The 19,678-nt window shown below is 56.6% G+C and carries 27 protein-coding genes; 13 read left to right on the top strand and 14 right to left on the bottom strand.

Annotated elements, in window-relative coordinates:
* Positions 1-135: 135 nt before the first annotated feature.
* The 3 genes from OK438_05800 to OK438_05790 all read left to right on the top strand — a co-directional run bounded on the left by OK438_05800 (position 136) and on the right by OK438_05790 (position 1,567).
* Positions 136-627 (top strand): PH domain-containing protein, encoded by a 492-nt coding sequence (locus OK438_05800; GenBank protein MDA4124946.1) that lies wholly within the window; start codon positions 136-138, stop codon positions 625-627.
* A gap of 138 nt (positions 628-765) precedes the next feature.
* Positions 766-1,206, top strand: coding sequence for an SRPBCC family protein (locus tag OK438_05795; protein MDA4124945.1), 441 nt, complete (start codon positions 766-768; stop codon positions 1,204-1,206).
* Positions 1,207-1,264: 58 nt separating this feature from the next.
* Positions 1,265-1,567 (top strand): hypothetical protein, encoded by a 303-nt coding sequence (locus OK438_05790; GenBank protein MDA4124944.1) that lies wholly within the window; start codon positions 1,265-1,267, stop codon positions 1,565-1,567.
* A 223-nt stretch (positions 1,568-1,790) separates the two neighbouring features.
* Here OK438_05790 and OK438_05785 read toward each other — a convergent pair whose 3' ends face one another.
* Entirely contained in the window at positions 1,791-2,456 is a 666-nt protein-coding gene (locus OK438_05785; protein ID MDA4124943.1) for an AbiV family abortive infection protein, read from the bottom strand.
* Between the two features lie 177 nt (positions 2,457-2,633).
* Here OK438_05785 and OK438_05780 point away from each other — a divergent pair, with 177 nt between their 5' ends.
* Entirely contained in the window at positions 2,634-3,011 is a 378-nt protein-coding gene (locus OK438_05780; protein ID MDA4124942.1) for a hypothetical protein, read from the top strand.
* Positions 3,012-3,737: 726 nt separating this feature from the next.
* Here the strand turns inward: OK438_05780 and OK438_05775 are convergent.
* Positions 3,738-4,295, bottom strand: a complete 558-nt coding sequence (locus OK438_05775) for a hypothetical protein (GenBank protein ID MDA4124941.1) — start codon at positions 4,293-4,295, stop codon at positions 3,738-3,740.
* 263 nt (positions 4,296-4,558) lie between these two features.
* Between OK438_05775 and OK438_05770 the strand changes: the two genes are divergently transcribed.
* Positions 4,559-4,762, top strand: coding sequence for a MarR family transcriptional regulator (locus tag OK438_05770; protein ID MDA4124940.1), 204 nt, complete (start codon positions 4,559-4,561; stop codon positions 4,760-4,762).
* Positions 4,763-4,798: 36 nt separating this feature from the next.
* Here the strand turns inward: OK438_05770 and OK438_05765 are convergent, their stop codons facing one another.
* The 4 genes from OK438_05765 to OK438_05750 are packed head-to-tail and all read right to left on the bottom strand — an operon-like array spanning position 4,799 to position 7,644.
* Complete coding sequence (locus OK438_05765; GenBank protein ID MDA4124939.1) at positions 4,799-5,191, bottom strand: PPOX class F420-dependent oxidoreductase; 393 nt, start codon at positions 5,189-5,191, stop codon at positions 4,799-4,801.
* 7 nt (positions 5,192-5,198) lie between these two features.
* Entirely contained in the window at positions 5,199-6,095 is an 897-nt protein-coding gene (rocF, locus tag OK438_05760) for an arginase (GenBank protein ID MDA4124938.1), read from the bottom strand.
* Between the two features lie 39 nt (positions 6,096-6,134).
* Positions 6,135-6,728 carry a class I SAM-dependent methyltransferase gene (locus tag OK438_05755; GenBank protein MDA4124937.1) on the bottom strand — a complete coding sequence of 198 codons (594 nt, stop codon included), beginning with the start codon at positions 6,726-6,728 and terminating at the stop codon, positions 6,135-6,137.
* Positions 6,729-6,735: 7 nt separating this feature from the next.
* The gene (locus tag OK438_05750) at positions 6,736-7,644 is read right to left on the bottom strand and encodes an LLM class flavin-dependent oxidoreductase (GenBank protein ID MDA4124936.1); all 909 of its coding nucleotides are present in this window, start codon (positions 7,642-7,644) and stop codon (positions 6,736-6,738) included.
* Positions 7,645-7,804: 160 nt separating this feature from the next.
* Here OK438_05750 and OK438_05745 point away from each other — a divergent pair, with 160 nt between their 5' ends.
* Complete coding sequence (locus OK438_05745; protein MDA4124935.1) at positions 7,805-8,173, top strand: DUF1801 domain-containing protein; 369 nt, start codon at positions 7,805-7,807, stop codon at positions 8,171-8,173.
* Positions 8,174-8,197: 24 nt separating this feature from the next.
* Positions 8,198-8,416 (top strand): hypothetical protein, encoded by a 219-nt coding sequence (locus OK438_05740; protein ID MDA4124934.1) that lies wholly within the window; start codon positions 8,198-8,200, stop codon positions 8,414-8,416.
* A gap of 87 nt (positions 8,417-8,503) precedes the next feature.
* On the opposite strand, the gene OK438_05735 is transcribed toward OK438_05740, so the two are convergent.
* Both OK438_05735 and OK438_05730 read right to left on the bottom strand, forming a co-directional pair.
* Positions 8,504-9,484 carry a trypsin-like peptidase domain-containing protein gene (locus tag OK438_05735; GenBank protein MDA4124933.1) on the bottom strand — a complete coding sequence of 327 codons (981 nt, stop codon included), beginning with the start codon at positions 9,482-9,484 and terminating at the stop codon, positions 8,504-8,506.
* Positions 9,481-9,855 (bottom strand): PPOX class F420-dependent oxidoreductase, encoded by a 375-nt coding sequence (locus OK438_05730; protein MDA4124932.1) that lies wholly within the window; start codon positions 9,853-9,855, stop codon positions 9,481-9,483. The genes OK438_05735 and OK438_05730 overlap by 4 nt, the downstream gene beginning before the upstream one ends.
* Before the next feature lie 71 nt (positions 9,856-9,926).
* Here OK438_05730 and OK438_05725 point away from each other — a divergent pair, with 71 nt between their 5' ends.
* Positions 9,927-10,304 carry a helix-turn-helix transcriptional regulator gene (locus OK438_05725; GenBank protein MDA4124931.1) on the top strand — a complete coding sequence of 126 codons (378 nt, stop codon included), beginning with the start codon at positions 9,927-9,929 and terminating at the stop codon, positions 10,302-10,304.
* A gap of 66 nt (positions 10,305-10,370) precedes the next feature.
* Here OK438_05725 and OK438_05720 read toward each other — a convergent pair whose 3' ends face one another.
* Together OK438_05720 and OK438_05715 are read right to left on the bottom strand one after the other, a co-directional pair.
* Positions 10,371-10,838: a hypothetical protein gene (locus OK438_05720; protein MDA4124930.1), complete on the bottom strand. Its 468-nt coding sequence runs from the start codon at positions 10,836-10,838 to the stop codon at positions 10,371-10,373.
* A gap of 40 nt (positions 10,839-10,878) precedes the next feature.
* The gene (locus OK438_05715; GenBank protein MDA4124929.1) at positions 10,879-11,313 is read right to left on the bottom strand and encodes a hypothetical protein; all 435 of its coding nucleotides are present in this window, start codon (positions 11,311-11,313) and stop codon (positions 10,879-10,881) included.
* Between the two features lie 104 nt (positions 11,314-11,417).
* Here OK438_05715 and OK438_05710 point away from each other — a divergent pair, with 104 nt between their 5' ends.
* Complete coding sequence (locus tag OK438_05710; protein ID MDA4124928.1) at positions 11,418-12,680, top strand: DUF4349 domain-containing protein; 1,263 nt, start codon at positions 11,418-11,420, stop codon at positions 12,678-12,680.
* On the opposite strand, the gene OK438_05705 is transcribed toward OK438_05710, so the two are convergent.
* Positions 12,664-12,831, bottom strand: a complete 168-nt coding sequence (locus OK438_05705) for a hypothetical protein (protein MDA4124927.1) — start codon at positions 12,829-12,831, stop codon at positions 12,664-12,666. The two genes, OK438_05710 and OK438_05705, sit on opposite strands and share 17 nt — an antisense overlap.
* Before the next feature lie 91 nt (positions 12,832-12,922).
* Between OK438_05705 and OK438_05700 the strand changes: the two genes are divergently transcribed.
* A complete protein-coding gene (locus OK438_05700; GenBank protein ID MDA4124926.1) occupies positions 12,923-13,360 on the top strand; it encodes a CoA-binding protein in 438 nt (145 codons plus the stop codon).
* A 215-nt stretch (positions 13,361-13,575) separates the two neighbouring features.
* Entirely contained in the window at positions 13,576-14,415 is an 840-nt protein-coding gene (locus OK438_05695; protein ID MDA4124925.1) for a DMT family transporter, read from the top strand.
* A 6-nt stretch (positions 14,416-14,421) separates the two neighbouring features.
* On the opposite strand, the gene OK438_05690 is transcribed toward OK438_05695, so the two are convergent.
* Both OK438_05690 and OK438_05685 read right to left on the bottom strand, forming a co-directional pair.
* Positions 14,422-16,068, bottom strand: coding sequence for a DUF87 domain-containing protein (locus tag OK438_05690; GenBank protein MDA4124924.1), 1,647 nt, complete (start codon positions 16,066-16,068; stop codon positions 14,422-14,424).
* A gap of 155 nt (positions 16,069-16,223) precedes the next feature.
* Positions 16,224-18,041, bottom strand: a complete 1,818-nt coding sequence (locus tag OK438_05685) for a hypothetical protein (GenBank protein MDA4124923.1) — start codon at positions 18,039-18,041, stop codon at positions 16,224-16,226.
* On the opposite strand from OK438_05685, the gene OK438_05680 reads away from it, so the two are divergent.
* Entirely contained in the window at positions 18,041-18,487 is a 447-nt protein-coding gene (locus tag OK438_05680) for a hypothetical protein (protein MDA4124922.1), read from the top strand. The genes OK438_05685 and OK438_05680 overlap by 1 nt on opposite strands.
* Positions 18,488-18,583: 96 nt before the next feature.
* Entirely contained in the window at positions 18,584-19,348 is a 765-nt protein-coding gene (locus OK438_05675; GenBank protein MDA4124921.1) for a nucleotidyltransferase family protein, read from the top strand.
* Here the strand turns inward: OK438_05675 and OK438_05670 are convergent.
* On the bottom strand, positions 19,345-19,677 hold the full coding sequence (locus OK438_05670; GenBank protein MDA4124920.1) for a hypothetical protein: 333 nt from the start codon (positions 19,675-19,677) through the stop codon (positions 19,345-19,347). The genes OK438_05675 and OK438_05670 overlap by 4 nt on opposite strands.
* Position 19,678 lies beyond the last annotated feature (1 nt).

The raw sequence follows: 19,678 nt of genomic DNA, 5'->3' as shown, positions 1-19,678 counted from the left end.
TTCAGTCGGCGCCCGATCTTTGGATAGCCCTGGTCATCTCAAGGTTTCAAGACCTCCTTGGCGGTCGGAAACCCGATTCTCTATACGTATGAATGCTGGATACTGGTAAAATACTACTGTTCAACAGAGCGCTATGTGGAGTCGCCTCCTGATGACCTGAAGAACATCCTGGGTCCGAACGAGCAGATTCAGCTCTACATTCAGGAGAAGATCTATCACCCGAGGATCAACATCGACTCGATAGTCATTACCAACGAGAGGATAATCCTCAGGCACCCTCATGCCCTGGGCCTGAAAAAGGACTATACCGACTACAACTACCAGGACGTCGCCAACGTGGTCCTGAAGAAGGGGGTCCTGCGCTCGGGTCTGAGATGCACCCTCAGGCTCGGAGGTGAGCCACTGATGCTGGACGACCTTCCCAACTCCGATGCCGAGAAGGCCTATGGGATCATCCGGGAGAATCTCGTCAGGTATCAGACACCCTTCACGGCTGTCGCTGCGGGGGTCCCGCCCGTCCTGAGGCAGTCCCCTTCTCCCAGCCCCTCCTCACCCGCGTGCAAGAACTGCGGTTCGCCCTTGGTCGCCGGGCAGAAGTTCTGCGGCACCTGCGGCCAACCTGTCTGAGACTCATCAGTTGAAGACTCGACAGGGGCAATGAGCCCTTCGGACGAAATCATGGTCGGATTTGGGCGCTAATTCGTTGGTAGTTCGAGAACCTTCATCGGACCACGAATAAATACGCCACCGATAGCAACGAGAGACATGGACGTTATCAGAGTGTCGAAGACGATCAATGCTCCCCTGCGATATGTGTATGACTGGTGCACCGACTTCCGTGATACTGACCCTCAAATCACGGGCTCGAAGAGTCAGAGGAGGATAGTGGAGAAGACAAGGAAGAGGACGATCTACGTTCAGATCTACGAAGGCGCCGACGGAAGGGAGAAGGTGGCTGTGGACATCGTCACACTGAAGCCGCATACGTCATGGCATCTAGACTATTTTGGGGAGGAGGACGACGAAACTGGCGAATATCGCCTGAAGAAACTGGGGGAGAGCAAGACCAGGCTCGACATGGTTTTCACGGAAAAGTGGAAGGACATCGCCAAGGTCCCCTCCATCGAAGAACAGATGCAGAGCACCAACGAGGTCTGGGACAAGTATGTGGCAGCACTGGAGAAGGAATACAAGTCCAGCAAGTAGTAGCAAGAACCGCAGATCCACGGTTATGCTTAATACCTGACCGACAGGAAGAGTCAGCATGCGATTTCTAGTAGTCGAAAGGATGAGCCATGGGGTCCTCAGCGACAAGAAGGAGTTCGAGAGACTCGCGAAGGCCGACCTCGAATACAAGCTGAAGTTGCAAAAGAAGGGAAGGATAGTGGGTGGTCCCTTCCTTGACATCATCGCCGCTGGCTATGTCCTGGAGACTGAGACGATAGAAGAGATGGGAGAGATCTTCTTCAACTCACCGACAAACTTCGCCGTGGAGCGGGAGGTGCACCCGCTCGGCAGCTTCAAGGACAGTCTGGAAGGACTCTCTGAGATGTCCAAGAAGAAGTAACGGCATTTCGCATTCTAACCTGTTTTTTACAATAGCCCCTGCGGGGGGCTCGTGTGTGTGCTGCGCAAAGGGTGCGCGGGCTTGCGCTAAGCTGTGCGTGCAGTGCGTGCGGCAGCTAGACTACGCCCACCGCAGTTCTCATTGCCGCTCGCACTAATCGCAATTATCATAGGAAAGCAGCCTAGTTTGTTGCTAGGCGGGGTTCTGTTAACTTGGCGGGCCATTAGGCTTGTTCCTCCGATTTCTTAGGAGTGTTAACTGGCTGGACATGCTTCGCGTATTCCTTCATTCGTTTCTCGTTCTCCGCTTGATATTGTTGGTCGCTCATCATTAGGTTTGTTTTCAACTTCGGCAGATACTCACTGATTCTCTGAAGTAAATACTCGGCCATTTTCCGCGAAATTGCCTTCTTTGGCGATTTTACCTGTTTCCCAACGCCTTTTGTGCCGACGTATACGGAGTCTTGTCTCCTTGATTCCATTGAGACAATTTGTTCGACAATCTGCTTCTTCCCTTTGACATTGACTGTGTCAGTATTGCCAGTCCGCATCAGCGTGTCGTAGACTTCGGCAACTTTCGCTCTCCCCTCCTTGTTCGCTGCTTGAGTAAGAAGGAATAGCGTGAAGAGGATTTGTTTCCCTTTGTGATGTGTCAAGAGTGGATGTTTTCCATTCTTGTCCTCAAAGACAAGTTCTTCTGGCTTGACCATTCCTTTTGCGACGAGGTCGCAGAGTTGCGACTTCTCCAACTCTTCTATTGAGGCAACGGCCAGAGTGAACGCCCTCGGAGACTCTTTCTGATGTAACAGTTTTGCTTCTTCGTAGAGGTCGACTCCATTGTCATATGCCAGTCGAGAAATCGTTCGATAGTCTGTGTTAGGGTCGGCCAACTCAGTGGGTCGCTTCCCTATGGCTCGCATTCTGTATTAGGGTTGTCCACTTATTCGGCCCGACGACCTTGATTCCTGTGAGAGCCGCGCTCCGACCTGCCTGCTTAGCGGCGATCAGCCCTCTGACACTCAAGAGAATCCTTATCAGAAGCAAACCCTAGATTTCACTTGAGTGCGTTGAAGAGCTCGACTGCGATTTTGATTGTTGTCGCGGTGTTTTTAGTGATGGTGTCGGTCTTAGGGGTGGTGATATATCTCAAGAACGGGGCTTCTATTTTTCAGGGAAATGTGAGAATCAGCGGTAGTTTCACGGCTACGACAGGATATGAACCCACTCCGACACGGATTGATTTCACTTCGGGTTCGGGAAAGAACTACTCAGCCTACGCCATGAATATTCAGGGCAGCACAGCCCAGTACGCGGTAGACCTACCTAACAACGCCCTTTATCATGTCACAGTCGTCTCCACTCCCTACAATGGCCCTCCCAACCATTGTGACGCTGGCACCATTCACGTTTACGGATCCAATGCTGCTGAGAACGTCATCTGTTGAGCACTTCTCCACCATCTCGGTGTTAAATACGACAACCGAGCATGGCTCTTTGAGATGTCACACCGGCGCGGCGCCTTCAGGACATTCTGGCCGCCGCTTGCTTTCTCCGGCTTTGTCCTTGGGCTTTCATTCACGTATGGATGGGCAGCGTCCTTTTTCCTTCCCTCACTTGTCGCCTTCGCTCTGATCTTCGCCCTTTGGTTCAGACGAGTCACCCGTCACTAGGGCTGAGCTGCCCCTTCACCCCTCTCTCCCGCCCTCCTCCGCAGCGAGCGAGGCGGAGCCGAGCGAGCCAGCCCATTCGCTCGCTGACTCTGGCACAACGTAGCACAGCTTAGCGCAAGCCCGCGCACCCTTTGCGCAGCACACACACGAGCCCCCCGCAGGGGCTATTGTAAAACATTCTAACCTGTTCTGAAATTCTGAATCAATCATTGGTAGGGCCCTTGGCTTTGGTTGAAGTGTCGGGAACTTCTATATGGATGAGCTCAAGTGTCCAGCTGTGACATCCTGGGAGGACCTCTTGAGACGCGAGGAGGAGTAGATTTGTTCATTCTTAGTTCTCGATGGGATTTCGTCAGGATTTGGTCTTTCACAGCCTGCGTCTCAAGTAATTGTTCCCCTGCAACGGGCCTCAGAGCGAATTCCAGCCTCTGACCCCTGCCAAGCAGGAAGCTGGCGAACCTTCGAGTATCGGGGATTCTAGCCTTCAAAGAACTTCCTCGCCTAAGGGAGAACTATCCCCTTGGACCTGGCCAGAAGAGACAAGAGCCGCCCCAAGCTGTGATAACCTGGAGGCTTTGGCGTCGGCGGAAGCGGGATATTTTTCACGAGTGCTTCAAGGAAAGTCACACCACGTGGTAGCTTTAGTGGCATTTGCGGGAATAGGTCATGGAAGACTGAAGACTTCGTGTGGGGTCTTCTCGCCAAGCTGGTTGTAAAGATCTCCCATACTAGAAGCCGTGTCGCCACGATGGCTCTTTGATTCTCATTCATCAAAGGCAGCTCTTGGAAGCACCCGAACTTGTTCCAGAGGTGGACCAATCTTTCCCATCCCTTTACTGTAAGACCGTACTTGAACCACTTCCCAACCCTCTGTCGCGCTAGAAGTCCCTGGAGGTGGTACCTAGCAAGGCGCACAGAGATGTTCTCCATAGTTGCGCCCTGAAAGAAGATCTCCCTAGCACGGCTATGGTAGATACCATAGGCCGTTGCCCACCCTCGGGTTAGGAGGAAGGCTTCGAGCGTATCAACCTTCGCGCGGTTTCTTTCGGCCCTTACCAACCCTCTAACTTCCTAACCCGCGTCGGGGACATGGACGTGTTGTCCAGATTCAACAACACCTTGATGTTGTCAGCTTTGAACAACATAAACCCTTCTGACCGAAACTACACCGATCGTGACGAGGACGAAAGTCTCGTAGACAATCAGGAGCTTGAATCGTAGGTTCACAAGATTGGACCTGACTCCGAGCAAAAATCGGGAACAAACTCCCAAATATGAAGAACGCCACAGTTCAAATCAGCGGCCTCCCTTACTCTAAGCAGATGGACGTGCATGAAGGACTCTCAGCGCTCGAGCTGCTCGTATTGCGTGCGATCCCCCGCGCCAGGAACATTGAAGACCTAGCCAAGTTAACGAAGGTACCTCCGGCGACTCTCGGACGGACCTTGGCCAAACTCCAGATTGAAGGATACATAGGAGGCAGTGGTGGTCTAACCGAGAAAGGAAAGGACGCCACTGGGGTGTAGGCTGGCGGAATTTGGCAGCTCAGGCGTGCTCTCCATTCACTTCGAAATCCGCGTCGGTCTGATCTTGAGCAGAACCCTGGAGATTCCGGGCTGCCTCCACGGATACTTCGCGAGCCCCCTGTACTTCATGGCCATCTTGTCGATGTGGTCTTCGGCCCCGATCTTCGTTATCTCGACGACCGTGCCACGGATGAGGACCTTGTTGTAGGGATTTTCTTGATCGAAGATGCTGACGGCGACTCGCGGGTCCCGGGTCACGTTCTTCAGCTTGATGCGCCTCTCTGCCGTGTTCACCAGAATGAGACCTTCGTCATGATCCACCCAGACCGGGGTGACCTGGGGTGACCCATCGCGCATCAGAGTTCCGAGGTTTGCAAAGTTCTTCCCCTCGATCAACCGCACTGCGTCCTCCCAGAATTCGAGGGTCAAGGCCGACCTACCCCTTGATCCTCTTCCCGAACAGCGATAGAATCAGCTCGACCGCCAGGTCGGCGGTGTGGTTCGCCGTGTCGAGGATCGGATTGACCTCGACGAACTCAGCCGAAGAGACCTTTCCAGAGTCGTGGAGCATCTCCATGGCTAGGTGCGCCTCTCTGTAGGTCAGCCCGCCGGTGACGGGGGTGCCCGTTCCTGGGGCCTCTCTGGGGTCGAGCACGTCCACGTCGAAGCTAAGGTGCACCCCTTCGACGCCCCTGCACGCGACCTTCACCGCCTCCTCCATGACCTTCTTCATGCCCAGCTCGTCTATCTCCCTAATTGTGAAGACGGTCATCTTTGAGCGCGCAATCGCCTTTGCCTCTAGGGGGTCGAAGCTGCGCCCGCCAACCAAGACCGTGTTCCCTTCGAGAGCCTTGGGTGAGATCCCACCCAGTCGTGCCAACTTTGGGTGGCCGTAACCAAGTATGGATGCCAGAGCCATACCATGGACGTTGCCGCTGGGCGTCGTCTTGGGGGTGTTGAAGTCGCCGTGGGCGTCGAGCCAAATAATGCCTCTCCGAGTGATAGACTGGGCTAGCCCAGCAGCGGTCCCGATCGAAGTGCTCTGGTCGCCTCCCAGGACCAAAGGGAAATACTTCTCTCGAACGCAGGACGCGACCTTGTCGCCAACAAGCTCGCACTCCCTGACCACGTCTTCCAGGTAGCGGGCCCGCTCGTCTCCGAGCTTGGCCATCGACATGTCAGTGGTTTGGATGTTGCCGAAGTCAACGACGGTGTGACCCAATGCCTCGAGCCGCTCCCGAAGGCGTGCGATCCTGATTCCAGTGGGCCCCATGTCGACCCCTCTGCGCTCTTGTCCCAGGTCTACGGGCGATCCTATGATTCCAATCTTCAACGACGGCTCATGCTCCAGCGTGGGTTGATATTAACGGGACTATGGCCTTTCTTCGACCCTGGTGAGGCTCGATAGCCACGCTTTTCCCCCATGGTCATGAAAAGAAGATTCGAACGACGCGGGTTTGATGTAATCGACGCGCCACCCCTTTGCGAAGCTTTCCCGTATCTCTTCCCTGGAGACCCTTCGTGGCCCTCCCCAGTCCGCAGGTTCGCGGTCGCTGAAGCAGAGCATCAGATACCTCCCTCCGGGCCTGAGCACCTCGGAGAGACTCCTAACGTATGCCGCCCTCTGCACGTCGGGGAAGACGTGGAAGAGCCCTGAATCGATGGCGCAATCGAAGCGCCTCCCCAAAGATCCGAGGGAGAGAGCGTCCCACACGAGGAACTCGGCCGAAGAATGCCTCTGGGTTGCCTTCGACTTGGCCTTTTCAATCGCGAGCGGAGCCGAATCAACACCGAGTGTCGGATTCCCCCTCGCTGCCAAGAACAGAGAATGCTCTCCCGTCCCGCACCCGACATCGATGACCTCGCCCCGAACTTCGCCCCTTTCTGCAGCTTGGACGAACTCCGCCTGAGGCCTCCCGATGTCCCAGGGAGGTGTGCCCCGATAGCTGTCGTTGAAGGTGCTCAAGGTCGGACTAGATGCCTCGCTTGAGCGTATCCGCGAGTAGCTCGATCATCGAAGTGTTCTCCGGGACCAGCGTCTGGAAGTAGAACTTTTGGAACCCCGAGTCGATCTTTGCGCGGAGGTGCTCGACGAACTCCTCAGGCGTACCGCAGGGAGCATTTCTGGCCCTCAAACGCTTCAGGAGGTCCTGGGCGGAGATGCCCGACCCGAACTTCGATACCTGAAGCCCCGCGCTCTCCTCGAGCTCCGCATGGTTCTTTCCGATCATGAAAGGCCCCATCTCCGAGATCTGGACGCGCCTTGAATCGGATGCTTCGTCGAAGACCTTCCTCAGGCCCAGGTACGACTCATTGCTGGAGCCTAAGAGGTTCCATTCGTCGGCCTGCCGGGCGGCGAGCCTCACTACAGGCTTTGACTTGCCACCAATTATCAGGTGCAAATCCCCCGCTGGCCTGGGCAGACAGTCGGTGTGCGCTGAGAAATACTTCCCGTCGAAGTCGGCCCTACCCTGGCGGACAAGGGCGACGACGATAGTCAGTGCCTCCCGGAACTGAGCGAGTCGTTCGGAATACGCCGGGAACGGGTATCCGTGGGCTCGGAACTCTGCCTCATACCAGCCCGCACCCACTGAAAGCTGAAGCCTTCCGCGGGAATACGAGTGTAAGGTGGACGCCATCTTGGCCAGCAGCGCCGGGTTCCTGAAGCCGACTGGTGTCACCATGGGTCCGAATCTTATTGAGGAAGTCGAAGCGGCGATGGCGCCCAGGCTCGTCCAGCACTCGGGCGAATCTATTCCTCGCCTGTCGTCAGTGGGGAGGAGATGGTCTGACCTGAAGAGGTAGCCGAAGCCCAGGTTCTCTGCCAGCATCGCGGTTTGCACGAGTTGATCCATACTCATGCCGAGCTGGGGCTCAAGCATCAGCCCACAATCCTTAATCGATAACATACGATAGTGATTCCAGTGCAATTGGCATAAAAGCTGTATAATAGACCTACGGATTCTGGGCCTCTTGCATTTTCTCGCTACGCGTCTTGCTGTGCAAGAAGGGTTAAAGGAATCTCAGGCCCGCAATCCAGCCATGAATAAGGCAGCGAGGAATGTGGACGAATACATATCGGCAGCCCCCGAAGAAGCGCAGGCCAAACTGAGAGAGGTTCGAGCAGCAATCAGAGAAACGGCACCAACCGCCCACGAAAGCATCAGTTACAGGATGCCATACTACGCCTACAAGGGGCGGCTGGCTTGGTTCGGTCTTCACCAAGCGCACATTGGACTCTATGTTCGTCCTCCTGTCATTGAGGAACACAAGAATGAGCTGGCGGGTTACGTGACTACCAAGTCAGCTGTCCGCTTTCCGCTGAACAGAAAAGTCCCCGTTGCACTGGTAATGAAGCTGGTGAAAGCCCGGATGAAGAAGAACGAGGCCGAGGAAGTCTTCAAGGCTTAATATCGTCCTTCGAAGAGCGGGACCATGAACAAGTGGAGCATCGTGGGGGTGCTCATGTTGATTCTGGGCTTTGCCGTCCTGATTCTGCTTGCGAGCTTCCTGGTTGCGGTTATCGTAGTGCTTCTGGAGTTCATCGCGGTCGCGGTCGGAATAATTCTGATCCTGGGAGGCCTGGCTCTCCTGTTTGGCCGCAGGTGGATGAGGAGAGGCTGGCGAGAAGGTCCCCATCCCGCTAGCACGTAGTGTTGATCCATCTATCAGTTCAGTTCGCCGATCTTCTCGTTAAGTGAACTGCGATCTGATTGCGATTCACGGACAGATACGAGCTTTCTACCGGTATCCCTGTTGACCGCTGCCGTATCGCCTGAGCTCGGGGGATTCAGACGGCTTGAGACTGAGCCTCCCCGTGGAGCCCATACGGTTGATGTCGAGTCCGACGAAGCCGCCCGGGGGAATCTTGGAGAGCGCGAAGAGGAGGTCCTTGGTATGCCTGACCTCGGCCCCGTCGGCACTGATGATGACGTCCCCTGACCGGAGGCCCCCTACGCTCGCGGGACTCCCCGGTGTGACGTCAGCCACTAGGAAACCGGACGCCGCCTGGACCCCGTATCTCCGGGCGAGAGGTGGCGTGAGGTCGACTCCTGAGATTCCTATCCAGGGCCTCCTGACCCGGCCCTTCTCCAGTATCTCCTGTGCTATCCTCTTGACTGTGTTGATTGGTATGGCGAACCCCATGCCTTGGGCGTAGGGTATCATCATCGTCGTAATCCCGATGACCCTGCCATCGAGGTCTGCGAGGGGGCCTCCGCTGTTCCCTGGATTCACAGCTGCGTCCGTCTGCAGTAGGCCCTCGAAGATGAAGTCCGACCCAGGGAGAGGCCTCCCTTTGGCGCTCACGACCCCGGTCGAGACGGTCGGCCCGCCTGGAAGCGCGAGGGCGTTCCCTATCGCTAGGACGAACTGCCCCACCTTCAATGCTTCTGAGTCTCCCAGGTCGGCAGCTGGAAGGTCACTGGAGTCCAGTCTGATGACGGCCACGTCGGTCGCCTCGTCCGAGCCAACGACTTCGCCAACTAGCGTCCTCCCGTCCTTGAAACCCACGTGAACCTGGCTCGCCCCGTCGATTACATGGTTATTCGTAACGATCAAGCCCTTCTTGTCGAGCACTATCCCCGACCCCTGGCCCTCTAGGGGGACTACCCCGTAGAAGCGCCTCTCTAGGCGCGTGCTGCTCACACTGACTATGCTCTCGCTCACTTTCTCGACGGCCTCCGTGACCCGATTCTCGAATTCGGATGGTATGCTCGTCACCTTAGTCCCCAGCTCCTGACCTTTTCGGGGACCACCCTGACAAAAGTGAGGCCCTCTTCTGACTGGACGGCCTCGGCCCGACCGCGAATCTCGACACCTTTGACTTTCCAAGGATTGGCAGAAGCAACCACGTCTACCACGAAAGCAACCTTGTTGTTCCCTGCGAGGTTCCTGAACTTTAGACTTTTCGTGAGGTTGCGTCCTCCAAACGTTATCCCACTGCCGTCGAAGCTGTATCCAACGGGGACGACGTGCGGTTGGCCAGACAGCGAGACAGTGGCGACCCTTCCCAGGAAGTTCTCTGCGAGGAACTCGGCCTCGCTTTCAGAGAAGGTTGGGGCTGCGTCCTTCTTCTTGGACTCCGAAATCAATTCTTCTGATGCCTCGGTCGGACAGGTTTATATGACTAGTAGTAAGACGCTACTTAGTAGGTTGGGTAGACTTGAGTAAGTCAATTGAAGCAGACATGGAAATCAACAGTTCGTGCAAGGTTGTGCACGCTACGTGGAATGAGATTACGCGGACCTGGACGCTACCCACCATTCATGCTCTCGGCCAGAAGGAACCGGCTCGGTTCAACGAGCTGAAAAGGAGGATCAACGGAATCAGCGCCACCTCGCTAGCCGAAAGGCTCACCCAACTTGAGAAGTTCGGAGTGATTCAAAGGAAGGTCATCACCGAGACCACGCCTCCCCGCGTGGAGTATTCGCTCACCGTAAAGGGGCACGAGGTCTACAAGATACTGTGCGACCTTGCAACCTGGTCGGAGCGCTGGGCAGGGAAGGAACCGAACAGCAGGGAAATCCTGGTCCCGCAGTAGTCCATCACACCACAATTGGTCTCTGGGTCAGTAGAGGATCACATGCTCGGGCTGGAGCTCATTAGGTCAGTCCCTCGCGAGCTTACTGGTCGAACTCCGGTATAGAACCAGACCCAACACAAGGGCCAGAACGACAGGGATGAAAGCGAGCAAGGGTACACTCGCCGGGCCCGAGGTCAGAACGTTACGCTGCGACGCCTCGACCCCAGCTGTGCTCCCGTTGGAGAGGGATGAGTAGAGAGCGTCAAGCGGAGCCGCATTCTGCACGTTCGATTGCGGCCCATATTGGGCGCCGGCTGTCGTCGAGTTGGTCCCGATAGTCACCGGCGGAGGAGAGCTGCCGCTGGAAGTGCCCATCGTAGTGGTCGTCGACGACGATGTAACAGTAGTTGTCGTCTGGCCCTTCTCTGTTAGCTGGGCGTTGCTGGCGGAGAAACTTCCGAAGGTTCCGTAGGAAAGTCCTGCTGATGCGACAACCGCGAGCGCGAGAACGACCCCCACAAGCAGCCCCAAGCCGAACCGTTTTCCAGCCATGGTCATGAGACACGTTTCCCCCCGTAGTTAGTTCTAGTCCTCAGAACGGTTTCCGTCTCCAGACCCGCCACGCTTCGTACCAGAAGACCGCGGCCCCGCCGACCGTCCCTATCACCGCGTAGAGGTCCAGGAACCCCCGGTCGAAGTACAGATAGGAAGCGGTTATCGTTGTGAAGAAGGCCGCGTAGAAGCCAAGCCGAGGAAGAGTAAGGCCTGCGATGCTCACGAATGAATGGAGGATACCCGAGTCGACCTTGTGTGCGAGCACGTAGCGCTCGTACTGGTCCTTTTCGACCACGCCCAGGCTGAGAAGCTTGTCGAGGTGATGAAACGCGACGCTGGGGCTAGAGAAGCCAAGCTCCTTCTGAATCTCGCGCACCCCGGCCGCCTTGCCGTACCTGAGAAGGTAGAGATAGACCTGGAGGGTCTTTCCTCTGAGCTCGTAGTCGACCCTGTCGCGCTGAGCCTCAGACAACGTGTCTCATGCACGGGCTGCCATGATAAGGGCTTTGTTCGCGCGCCGAGAACAGTTCGTTCTCCGCAATGGGACTAATTCGGTGCCTGTGATACCCCAAGCCGATGAACCGGCTCGGAAGCACCTCTGCCAGGACTGTGATCGCCCTCTTCGGCGCATTCATAGTGATCAGCGGTTTCGGGCTGGCTCTGCTCTCCAACACTTCAGGCACTTTTGGCACCTTCAGCCCGGCGGGGTCCGCACCCAGCACCCTGCCCCTGGGCGCAAATGGCTCGCTGAACGATCTGGCCTCTGTCTATGGAGGATCGTCCTACTCCAACGGGCCCTCACCCGTAGGCGGCACCCAGGTCATCCAGACCGTTACGGAAATGTCGACCACGACCGCCACATTGCCCCCATCCGTCAGTGGGTCGAGCTCGAGTCAGGGTTCAAACCCGACGCAAGTCAACTCGACTCTAGGGACCGGCGCGCTAATCGAGTTCTCCAGCGACGTCACCGTAGAGTCTGCGACCCCACAGCAGGCCGCAGCGCGAGTGGTCGGGATGGCCTATTCGGTCGGAGGATACGTGGCCTACCAGTCCACCTTCAAGGACGCAGCCTACGTGGTGATCCGGGTCCCGGCCTCCGAGTACCAGGCGGTCCTCACTCAGGTCGAGGGAATCGGAAACGTCACAAGCCTCGTCTCGAACTCCAACGACGTAAGGGTCCAATACACCGACCTCAATGCGTCGCTCGCTTCTTTGCGCACCGAGCAGGCCGCACTTCTGAGGCTCCTCAACCAGTCGACCACAGTCAACTCGACCCTGCAGATTGAAACGCAGCTTCAGGGAGTGAACCAGCAGATCAATTACATTCAGAGCCAAATCCTACAGACCAAGACTCTGATTGACTTCTCCACAATCGATGTTACGTTTTCAAGGAGCGCACAGAAGACTCCGCTGTCCATGACGTTGAGCGCGACGCCGACCAACGGGACAGCCCCGTTGAGCGTCACCTTCAACGCCATCGTCAAGGGAGGAGCACAACCCTACATTGTCAACTACAACTTCGGAGATGGGACCTCCTATCAGGGACAGATCCTAATCCATACGTTCGACGGGTCTGGCGACTTTAGGGTCACTGTCACCGCAACCGACCAGAACGGCACCGTCACCATGACATCGACCAAGGTCCACATTGTGGCAGCCCCCAACCAATTCGGAGCGGTCGGCTTCCCGACCACTATTGCCAACCTCTTCGTCAACGTCCTGGAAGGGATAGTCGAGGTCGCGGTGGTTGTACTGCCGCTTGCGGCAGTGGCCGCTGTGGTTGTGATCCCCCTCAGGCGTCGAACCAGGTCTCAGAAGACCGTCAAGCAGAGCCAGTAGGCGAAACCGCTTTCGTCTTTTTTATTTTCCTGTAATAGTAATACACTATGAAAGGTCCTGAAAGAAGGAAGAGCGCGACCACGGCAAGCATCGAGTAGGAAAGGAAGTTGGCGGTGCCCGCCGGGACGTTGGACAGGATGGAACCCATCAAGGTAACCGACGACAGCGACCCTGCGCCTCGGGTTATAGAGCCTTGCCCTTCGCCGGCAATCGATATTAGTCAGCGGCAGAAGTACGGTCACATGCGAAGTTCCAACGTCGAGCCGGCCGATGTTCTGAAGAAGTACAAAGTGGTGGCAGTCGTCGGCGCCTCAAAGAATCCGGATAAGGAGGCGAACAGCGTGCCCGCCTACCTCATGCAACATGGCTACACCGTAATACCAGTCAACCCGACGGCCGAGGTCATCCTGGGGGCAAAAGTGTACCCCGAGTTGGCAAGTATTCCCGAGGAGTTGGCGAAGAGCGTGGAGGTGGTCGAAGTGTTCAGACCTTCGGAGGAGTTCCCCGACGTCTCCCGCCAAGTGGCCGCAATGAAAGAGAAGTCAGGACGCCCCTTCGTCTTCTGGGGGCAGCTAGGGCTTGAGAACGACGAGGCGAAGCAGATTCTTCAGGAGGCCGGAGTGGATTACGTCATGAACGCCTGCATGAGGACGGAACACAAGATGATCGGGATTAGATGAACCCCGGGAGCAAGGTCAATGCAGTGTGGCACGCAGACAATCCCATGCCTAGGAACCCTAGCAAGGATGAGCGTGTCAGGTGGCACTACGAGCACGCCCGGGCATGTGGGTGCAGAGAGGTCCCCGAAAACCTGGCAGAAGATGTCAGGGCGCTGGGAAAAAGGACAGACGCCGCTCGGTCTAATTAACAGGCGAAGCGCTCCACTGGCCTCCGATTGATCAATCCAATCTATGCCCTGATACCGGCCTTCATCTGGTCGTTCTGTCCCATCTACTACAGGGGCTTCATGAAGAAGCTCGGTTTCCTCAGCCTGAACCTGGTCAGGACCTCCCTGTCCGCTGCGGTCCTTCTCCTACCCGCGGTCTACTTCGGATTTAGCGGGGGCCTGGTGTATGCCATCCTGAGCGGCCTGGTGACCCTGGCCGTCGGGGACAGCCTCTTCCTCCTGTCTATCAGGGAGACGGGAGCATCGGTCGCCACGCCCGTGGTCTACTCCTACGTGCTTCTCGTACAGCTCACTTCATTCACCCTGGGACAGGCTGTCCCGGGGGCCAACATTGTAGCATCGATTATGGTCGTGGCAGGGGTGGCGGTGCTTTCCAGAGGGGGTGGTGGACAACCAAGGACCAAGGGCATCGCATTCGCCCTCGGCGCCGCCGTGGCATGGACAGCAGGGCAGGAGTCCATTCAGCTGGCGACCGGGGCTGGGACGAACGTTTTCGCTATTGCATTTGGGAGGACCGCAGCCGCGGCCGTAGCACTTGGAGTTGTCACACTGCTGACTCGGAAAGGCCAGAAGTGGCCTTCCGACCTCGGAGGAAAGGAATGGGGGTTCGTTGCACTGATTGTAATCAGCGACCTGGTCGTTGGTTCGCTCTTCTTCGTCTACTCGATCGCGCTGATCGGTGTTGCTCTGACCGTAATCATCACAAGCCTGAATCCACTTCTCACCCAGGTCTTCTCGCGGGCCCTGGGCAAAGAAGCCCCATCAGGCTGGGATTTCACGGGCGGGGTACTAATCGTCGTAGCAGTGATTATTTCAATCTCGCTCTGATTCCAGTCATTTCTTGAGGTAGGCGTCAAGTACCTCTTCATTATTCTCCGCATGGAAGAAGACCGGGATGTTCTGGGTCGCCGTGGCCTTGAAGCTCGTGAGCAGCCAGTCGCCGTTCTGGAACGCGAGGGTCCTCTCCATGAACGCGTCGTCGATGGCGAAGGTGTCCGAGATGAGCTGGCGGTCGTAGGGGCGGGGCATTGTTGAGACGAAGTAGCTGTGGAGTTGCTGGAGGGCGTTGGTATTCAGGTGTGCGACCCTCTGGGTGCTGATCCAGCAGTTCAGGTGGTACTTCCTGCCGTGGCGGAGGAGCCGCTCCACAGCCCTGCTTGACTGCTCCGTCCCGTCCTCCTTCCTGACCACCTGAGGTATGAACTCTTGTGCCTCGTCGATGATGAATAGCACCCGCGGCGTCAGTGTGAAGCTGTGCTTCCGTTTCCTGAAGACCTCGTTGATGACATTGGCGGTCTCGAGCCTGGCGTCCTCGGCCTCTGGGAGGTTCACGACGAATACCTTGGGAGATTCCTTGCCCGTCGAGAGGATCTCGTCAGCGAGCTTGGACCAGGAGTAGCCTTCTCCGTCGATCTTGGTCTCTGGGATGGCGTCCACTACCTTCCCAAGGCTATCGAAGGTCTTCTTCAGGGAGCTGTTCGTCCCCAGGTCCACCAGGAGGGGGTCGATCCTCGATATCAGCTCCCGCGTCTTGGCGCTGAACCTTGCCTCGAGCTCCAGCCTGTTCTCCTTTAGGAACTGTTTGATCGTTTCGACAACCTGGGGCACTAGGATCTTCTGTTGGACGGCGCCATACCTATCGTTCAATGTGTTGGACAGGACCTCGACTAGACCTTCGTAGGTGCCGAACCTGGCCACTTCCTCTTCACCTGCCAGGCGACTCTGGAGGAACTCGACCTTGCCGTCCCTGAAAAGAGTCGAGATCTTCGGATAGAATTCCTCCTCCCTTGTAGCGAGGCCTTCCGGAGTAGCGTGACGCTTGAAGTACTCGGCCGGGAGGTTCTTGCTGTCCTTGAACGAGTCGGTGAAAAGTATCCTGCTTGGGAGTTCGTTCAGAACGTCGAGAATGTGGATACCGTACTCCGCGGACACGTCGAAGATGACCACCTTCAGGTCGGGGATGACCCTCAGGGCCTTCCTTACCACCGTAGCAGTCAGATTGCTCTTCCCGCTCCCCGTGAATGCAAAGACCCCTCCCATGTAGTGGATGAGGCTCTCGAGGTTGACCGAGAACGGGATAGACCCTTCAGTGAACCCGAGCAGGCTGCCGAGGGTGTATCCTTCGGTGTCTCCCTTCGGAGGCTTGTAGCAGATCAATTGCTGGATGGACTCCTTGCTAAGGAGTTTGACCGTGCTCCCAGTCAGTGGGGCTATTGCCCTGCGCTCGTAGGTCACTTCTTCGGTGGCCTTCATGACATATCCGATTGGGGCCGCGACTACCTCGATCCAAGTGCTCTTCGACCCTTTCTCCCACTCCTTCTGTATGAGGTCCATGAACTCCTTTCGGATGGCCGCGGGCTGCGACTTGTCGAGGGTCAGCATGGAGTAGTGCATGGGGTACACGTCTGCGATCTCGTAAAGAGAATAGGAGCTTTTCGACCCGAGGGCCTGGACGTTGGGAATCGCCACTAGCTGCCCCATGGCGAGCCGTTTGATCACGTTGGGAGTGTAGTCGCATTCGATGTGAGCAGTCCGGAAGGTGACCGAACTCCCATCGACGGTGTTGCGGGTGGTCGAGACAATGTCTCTGAGCCGGGCTTGGAATTCTCCTCCTATGTCGTCGAAGGCCTGCAGGGTCAGACCCTCCTCTTCCCCTCGACCTGGCTGCGGTAGTCCCGGAACCGCCTAGAGAACAGAACCTGCTGGTCGAGGTCCGACTTCGCCATCTCTATCGCGACGGCCCCCAAGTATGCCTGGCGAGTCTCGTTCAAGACGGACTTCGCCTTCTTGTCAGCGAGAAACAGAGGGTAGTTGTGCCCGAGAGCCTCGGGTATCACTTCCTGGGCCATCTCCGTCAGCATGGCCATGACCATGTTCGTCATGAGGGAGCCCCTCTTGGAGTTCAGTATGGGTCTGATTTCCTCGTCCACCGCCCCGTCCCTATTGTGAAGGAGGATCTCGTCCCAGTGGTCGAACGCGGGATAGACAGGCCTGTCGTAGGTGAACACATGGCTTCTAACCTCCGGGCTCGAGTCACTGCTCCAGAGCTGAATGTAGGTCTTGACGTACACGCGCTCGGGATAGATTATGTTGCCATATGCTCCATTGACTCTGGCTTCCCCCTGAGCAAGGGAGGCGTCGGCATAAGGCGCCATCGTTCTAAAGGCCGCGTCGATATCGGCGGTGTGCCAGGGAGTCGGGATTTCGGACGCGTTGACCACGCTGTTCGTCTGCAAGAGCATCTTGTCGCTATTGAAGTTGGGAATCTCGCGCGTGGGTTTCATCAATCCTGCCGAAATCATAAGAGGGATTGCAGCCTTGACGAGCTCGAAGGCGTTCGTGTCCTTGATGAACCCGATCGGCAGGATCCCGTCGGCCCATGCTTTCCGGGTCAGAGCTTGGATGAAGACCAACACCATGAAGTCGAGGTCGTCGGCTGTGACCCAGACTTGTTTCCCTGACTTGTCGATGCGCAGTGGGTGGCCTCCTTCTGGGTCGAATATGTGTCCGCTGACAGTAAGCGTGGCGTTGAGAACCCTTTCCCAGAAACGGGCGACCTCTGGCCGGAGCTTGAAGCTCACGCCCGATCGCTCGAAGATGCCGAAGCGTCTGTCGAGCTCCATCAGATCGTCCTGTAGGTTTGATTGTCTGCCGGGGTCCGCTCCGGTCTTCTGAATCAGCTCAGTCGCGGTGAGTTCATCTCCCCCGAATAGGCGCATGACAGCAGCGAACTTCAGTAGCTGGCTCCGAGGCGCCGGGAGAGATAGCCCAGCGTTTGAGATGAGCATCCGTGCCAGCTCCAGGTCGAAGGCCGTGACCCTTCCACTTGCAGTCTCCACCCCTTCGAGGGCACAGAGGTGCCCGGCGATGAGGTCCCGGGTGCTCCACACTAGGTGAGATACGTCTCCCGCCAGGCTCCGGTCGAGGAGGAGTATCTTCGTGCCGAGGTTTCCAGCCACTGCCTTGTAGGCGAGGTAGTATTCCGCCAGATGCATTACGGCCGTAGGTAGGCGCTCCGAGTCCACCTCGATACCGGACTCCCGTTTCTGTCCAAACACCTGAGCGGCGTCTTCTTCTGAAAGGGGGATTGCGACCGATACCGAGAAGCTTGCCATCTCTGGCCTAGGCTCTCCCACTTCGACCGCACTCGGTGTGAAATGGACAGTCCCGGAGTAGGCGAAAGCCCCGACATAGAATACCATAAGGTCGAGCTGAAGGTCGACCGAGACCGTCCCATCGATGGCCAAGTACCCAACGGTCTGGGAACCGAAAAATTCCTTGGCCGTAGAGTTGGCAGAGGGGAGGTCAACCCCGAAGCGGAGGAGACCCAGCAGGTCCGGGCCGCAGTCCCTGAGGCCCGCCATTTTTGCCTTGAAGGAGTTGAGGATAAACCTGGTCGACGCCTGGACCTCCGAAATGGTGCGAGATTCGGCGGTGGCTTCAGAATCGGACAATGGGGCGCACTGCCGAAGTTCCGACTTTAAACGTTGAAGCTCCCAGCGGAAAAAGGGGAGGTCGGATTCCTGAAAGTGATTTGAAGGGAACGCTAATTAGGTTCCTTGAGGACGAATCTCTTGGCTTGAAGTTCCTGCTAGAACACAAGTTCCCACGAAAGCTAAGGTATGCAAGGGTCTTCCTTGAGGCCGGGTCTGCTGAGATGTTCTTCTCACTTGACGGCTCCAGCGCCGACTGGCACGCGAGCATAGGAAGGAGGAGGACGGAGGTGGAGATGACAGACGGGGAATATGCTAGGTTGCGGAAATCAGTTCCTGCGCTCGAGATGCTCGATGACAATGGTCACCAGGTCGTCATCAGAAACGCTGCGGGATACGAAGAACAATGGCGGAAACCTCGCTGGGTGCTCACCGGAGTCCGCAAAAGACCACAGAGGGGTCCATGAGGCCGCGACGGAAGAGGAATTCGCATTTTGCTGCGTATTGACACGTCGATGCGAAAGACAACTTAAATCCAAAGAGAGGAACTTTTCTTCGTCGGCATGGAAAGTGTAATGATGGTCCCAGCGAACGGACTAGAAGCAGCGACGCAGATCGTAGATCTGGCCGAGACAAGGGGAGTACGACTTAGACTGCTGGGGGGACTCGCGTTCAAGAAGCTCTGCCCGAGCTCAAATGAGCCCAGGTACTATCGCGAGAACAAGGATATCGACCTGATGGGCAGGCGAGAAGATTCGAAGGAGATTGTGAGAATAATGGAAACGCTCGGTTACAAGCCAAGAGAGGTCTTCAACAAGCTCAACATGGGACAGAGACTCATCTATTACGACATGGGAAACAGGCGCAGGGTCGACCTCTTCCTGGACGAGTTCGTCATGTGCCACAAGTTCAACTTCAAGGAGAGCATCCTCGCCGGGACGTACACCCTGCCCATAACCCAGCTTGTGATGACAAAGCTGCAGGTCGTAGAGAAGACGGACAAGGAGTACAACGACCTCATCGCAGCGTTTCACGACTTTGACGTGACCGATGGGAAGGGCGACGTCATGGGCGACGAAATCGCAGAGCTATGCTCCAAGGATTGGGGAATCTACACCACTTTCTGGAAAAGCCTCGAATCACTTCGCGATCGAGCTGAGACTATTGGCAGTGACGACCGAAGTGTAGTAGTCCCGCGAATAGAAAGGTTGATGTCGATGATGGACTCCAAGCCCAAGAGTTTTTCCTGGAAGATGCGGGCCAGGATTGGGGAGAGGGCGAAGTGGTACGACCTCCCCGAAGTAGACGGCGACTCGATGCTGAGCTAGGCCTTCCTTATCCTGACTATCGCTCCGCCTTCTTTGCCCACTGCATAGTAGGCTTTGGAATGGGAGATTCTGAGCACCTTGCCGACGCCGGCTGCTGTCGTCTTGAATTCCTGGACCCGATCCCCTTCTACGTAGATCGCCAAGGGAGATCCTTTCCTGACGTGGAGTCTTTTTGCGGCATCGGTGGTCAATGTGACTCCCTCATCAGCATCTTCAAACTCGACGTCGATTCTCTGCCCGCCTAGGCTGGTGGAACCGATGAAGCCCTTCTGTGTGAAAGATGAGACGTCGACCACGAGTACGAGTTCGCTTTCGGAGACTTCGGGCACC

The organism is Nitrososphaerota archaeon (assembly GCA_027887005.1).
In the GTDB taxonomy this organism is placed as follows: Archaea; Thermoproteota; Nitrososphaeria; order Nitrososphaerales; family Gagatemarchaeaceae; genus UBA183.
This window is presented reverse-complemented; position numbering and strand designations above follow the sequence as displayed.

Coding starts and splice junctions, on each gene's coding strand:
- OK438_05790 (MDA4124944.1), top strand. CDS start 1,265: ATGCGATTTCTAGTAGTCGAAAGGATGAGCCATGGGGTCCTCAGCGAC.
- OK438_05745 (MDA4124935.1), top strand. CDS start 7,805: ATGAATAAGGCAGCGAGGAATGTGGACGAATACATATCGGCAGCCCCC.
- OK438_05680 (MDA4124922.1), top strand. CDS start 18,041: ATGGGGCGCACTGCCGAAGTTCCGACTTTAAACGTTGAAGCTCCCAGC.
- OK438_05795 (MDA4124945.1), top strand. CDS start 766: ATGGACGTTATCAGAGTGTCGAAGACGATCAATGCTCCCCTGCGATAT.
- OK438_05675 (MDA4124921.1), top strand. CDS start 18,584: ATGGAAAGTGTAATGATGGTCCCAGCGAACGGACTAGAAGCAGCGACG.
- OK438_05700 (MDA4124926.1), top strand. CDS start 12,923: ATGCGAAGTTCCAACGTCGAGCCGGCCGATGTTCTGAAGAAGTACAAA.
- OK438_05690 (MDA4124924.1), bottom strand. CDS start 16,068: ATGGGGCAGCTAGTGGCGATTCCCAACGTCCAGGCCCTCGGGTCGAAA.
- OK438_05770 (MDA4124940.1), top strand. CDS start 4,559: ATGGACGTGCATGAAGGACTCTCAGCGCTCGAGCTGCTCGTATTGCGT.
- OK438_05720 (MDA4124930.1), bottom strand. CDS start 10,838: ATGGCTGGAAAACGGTTCGGCTTGGGGCTGCTTGTGGGGGTCGTTCTC.
- OK438_05750 (MDA4124936.1), bottom strand. CDS start 7,644: ATGCTTGAGCCCCAGCTCGGCATGAGTATGGATCAACTCGTGCAAACC.
- OK438_05740 (MDA4124934.1), top strand. CDS start 8,198: ATGAACAAGTGGAGCATCGTGGGGGTGCTCATGTTGATTCTGGGCTTT.
- OK438_05710 (MDA4124928.1), top strand. CDS start 11,418: ATGAACCGGCTCGGAAGCACCTCTGCCAGGACTGTGATCGCCCTCTTC.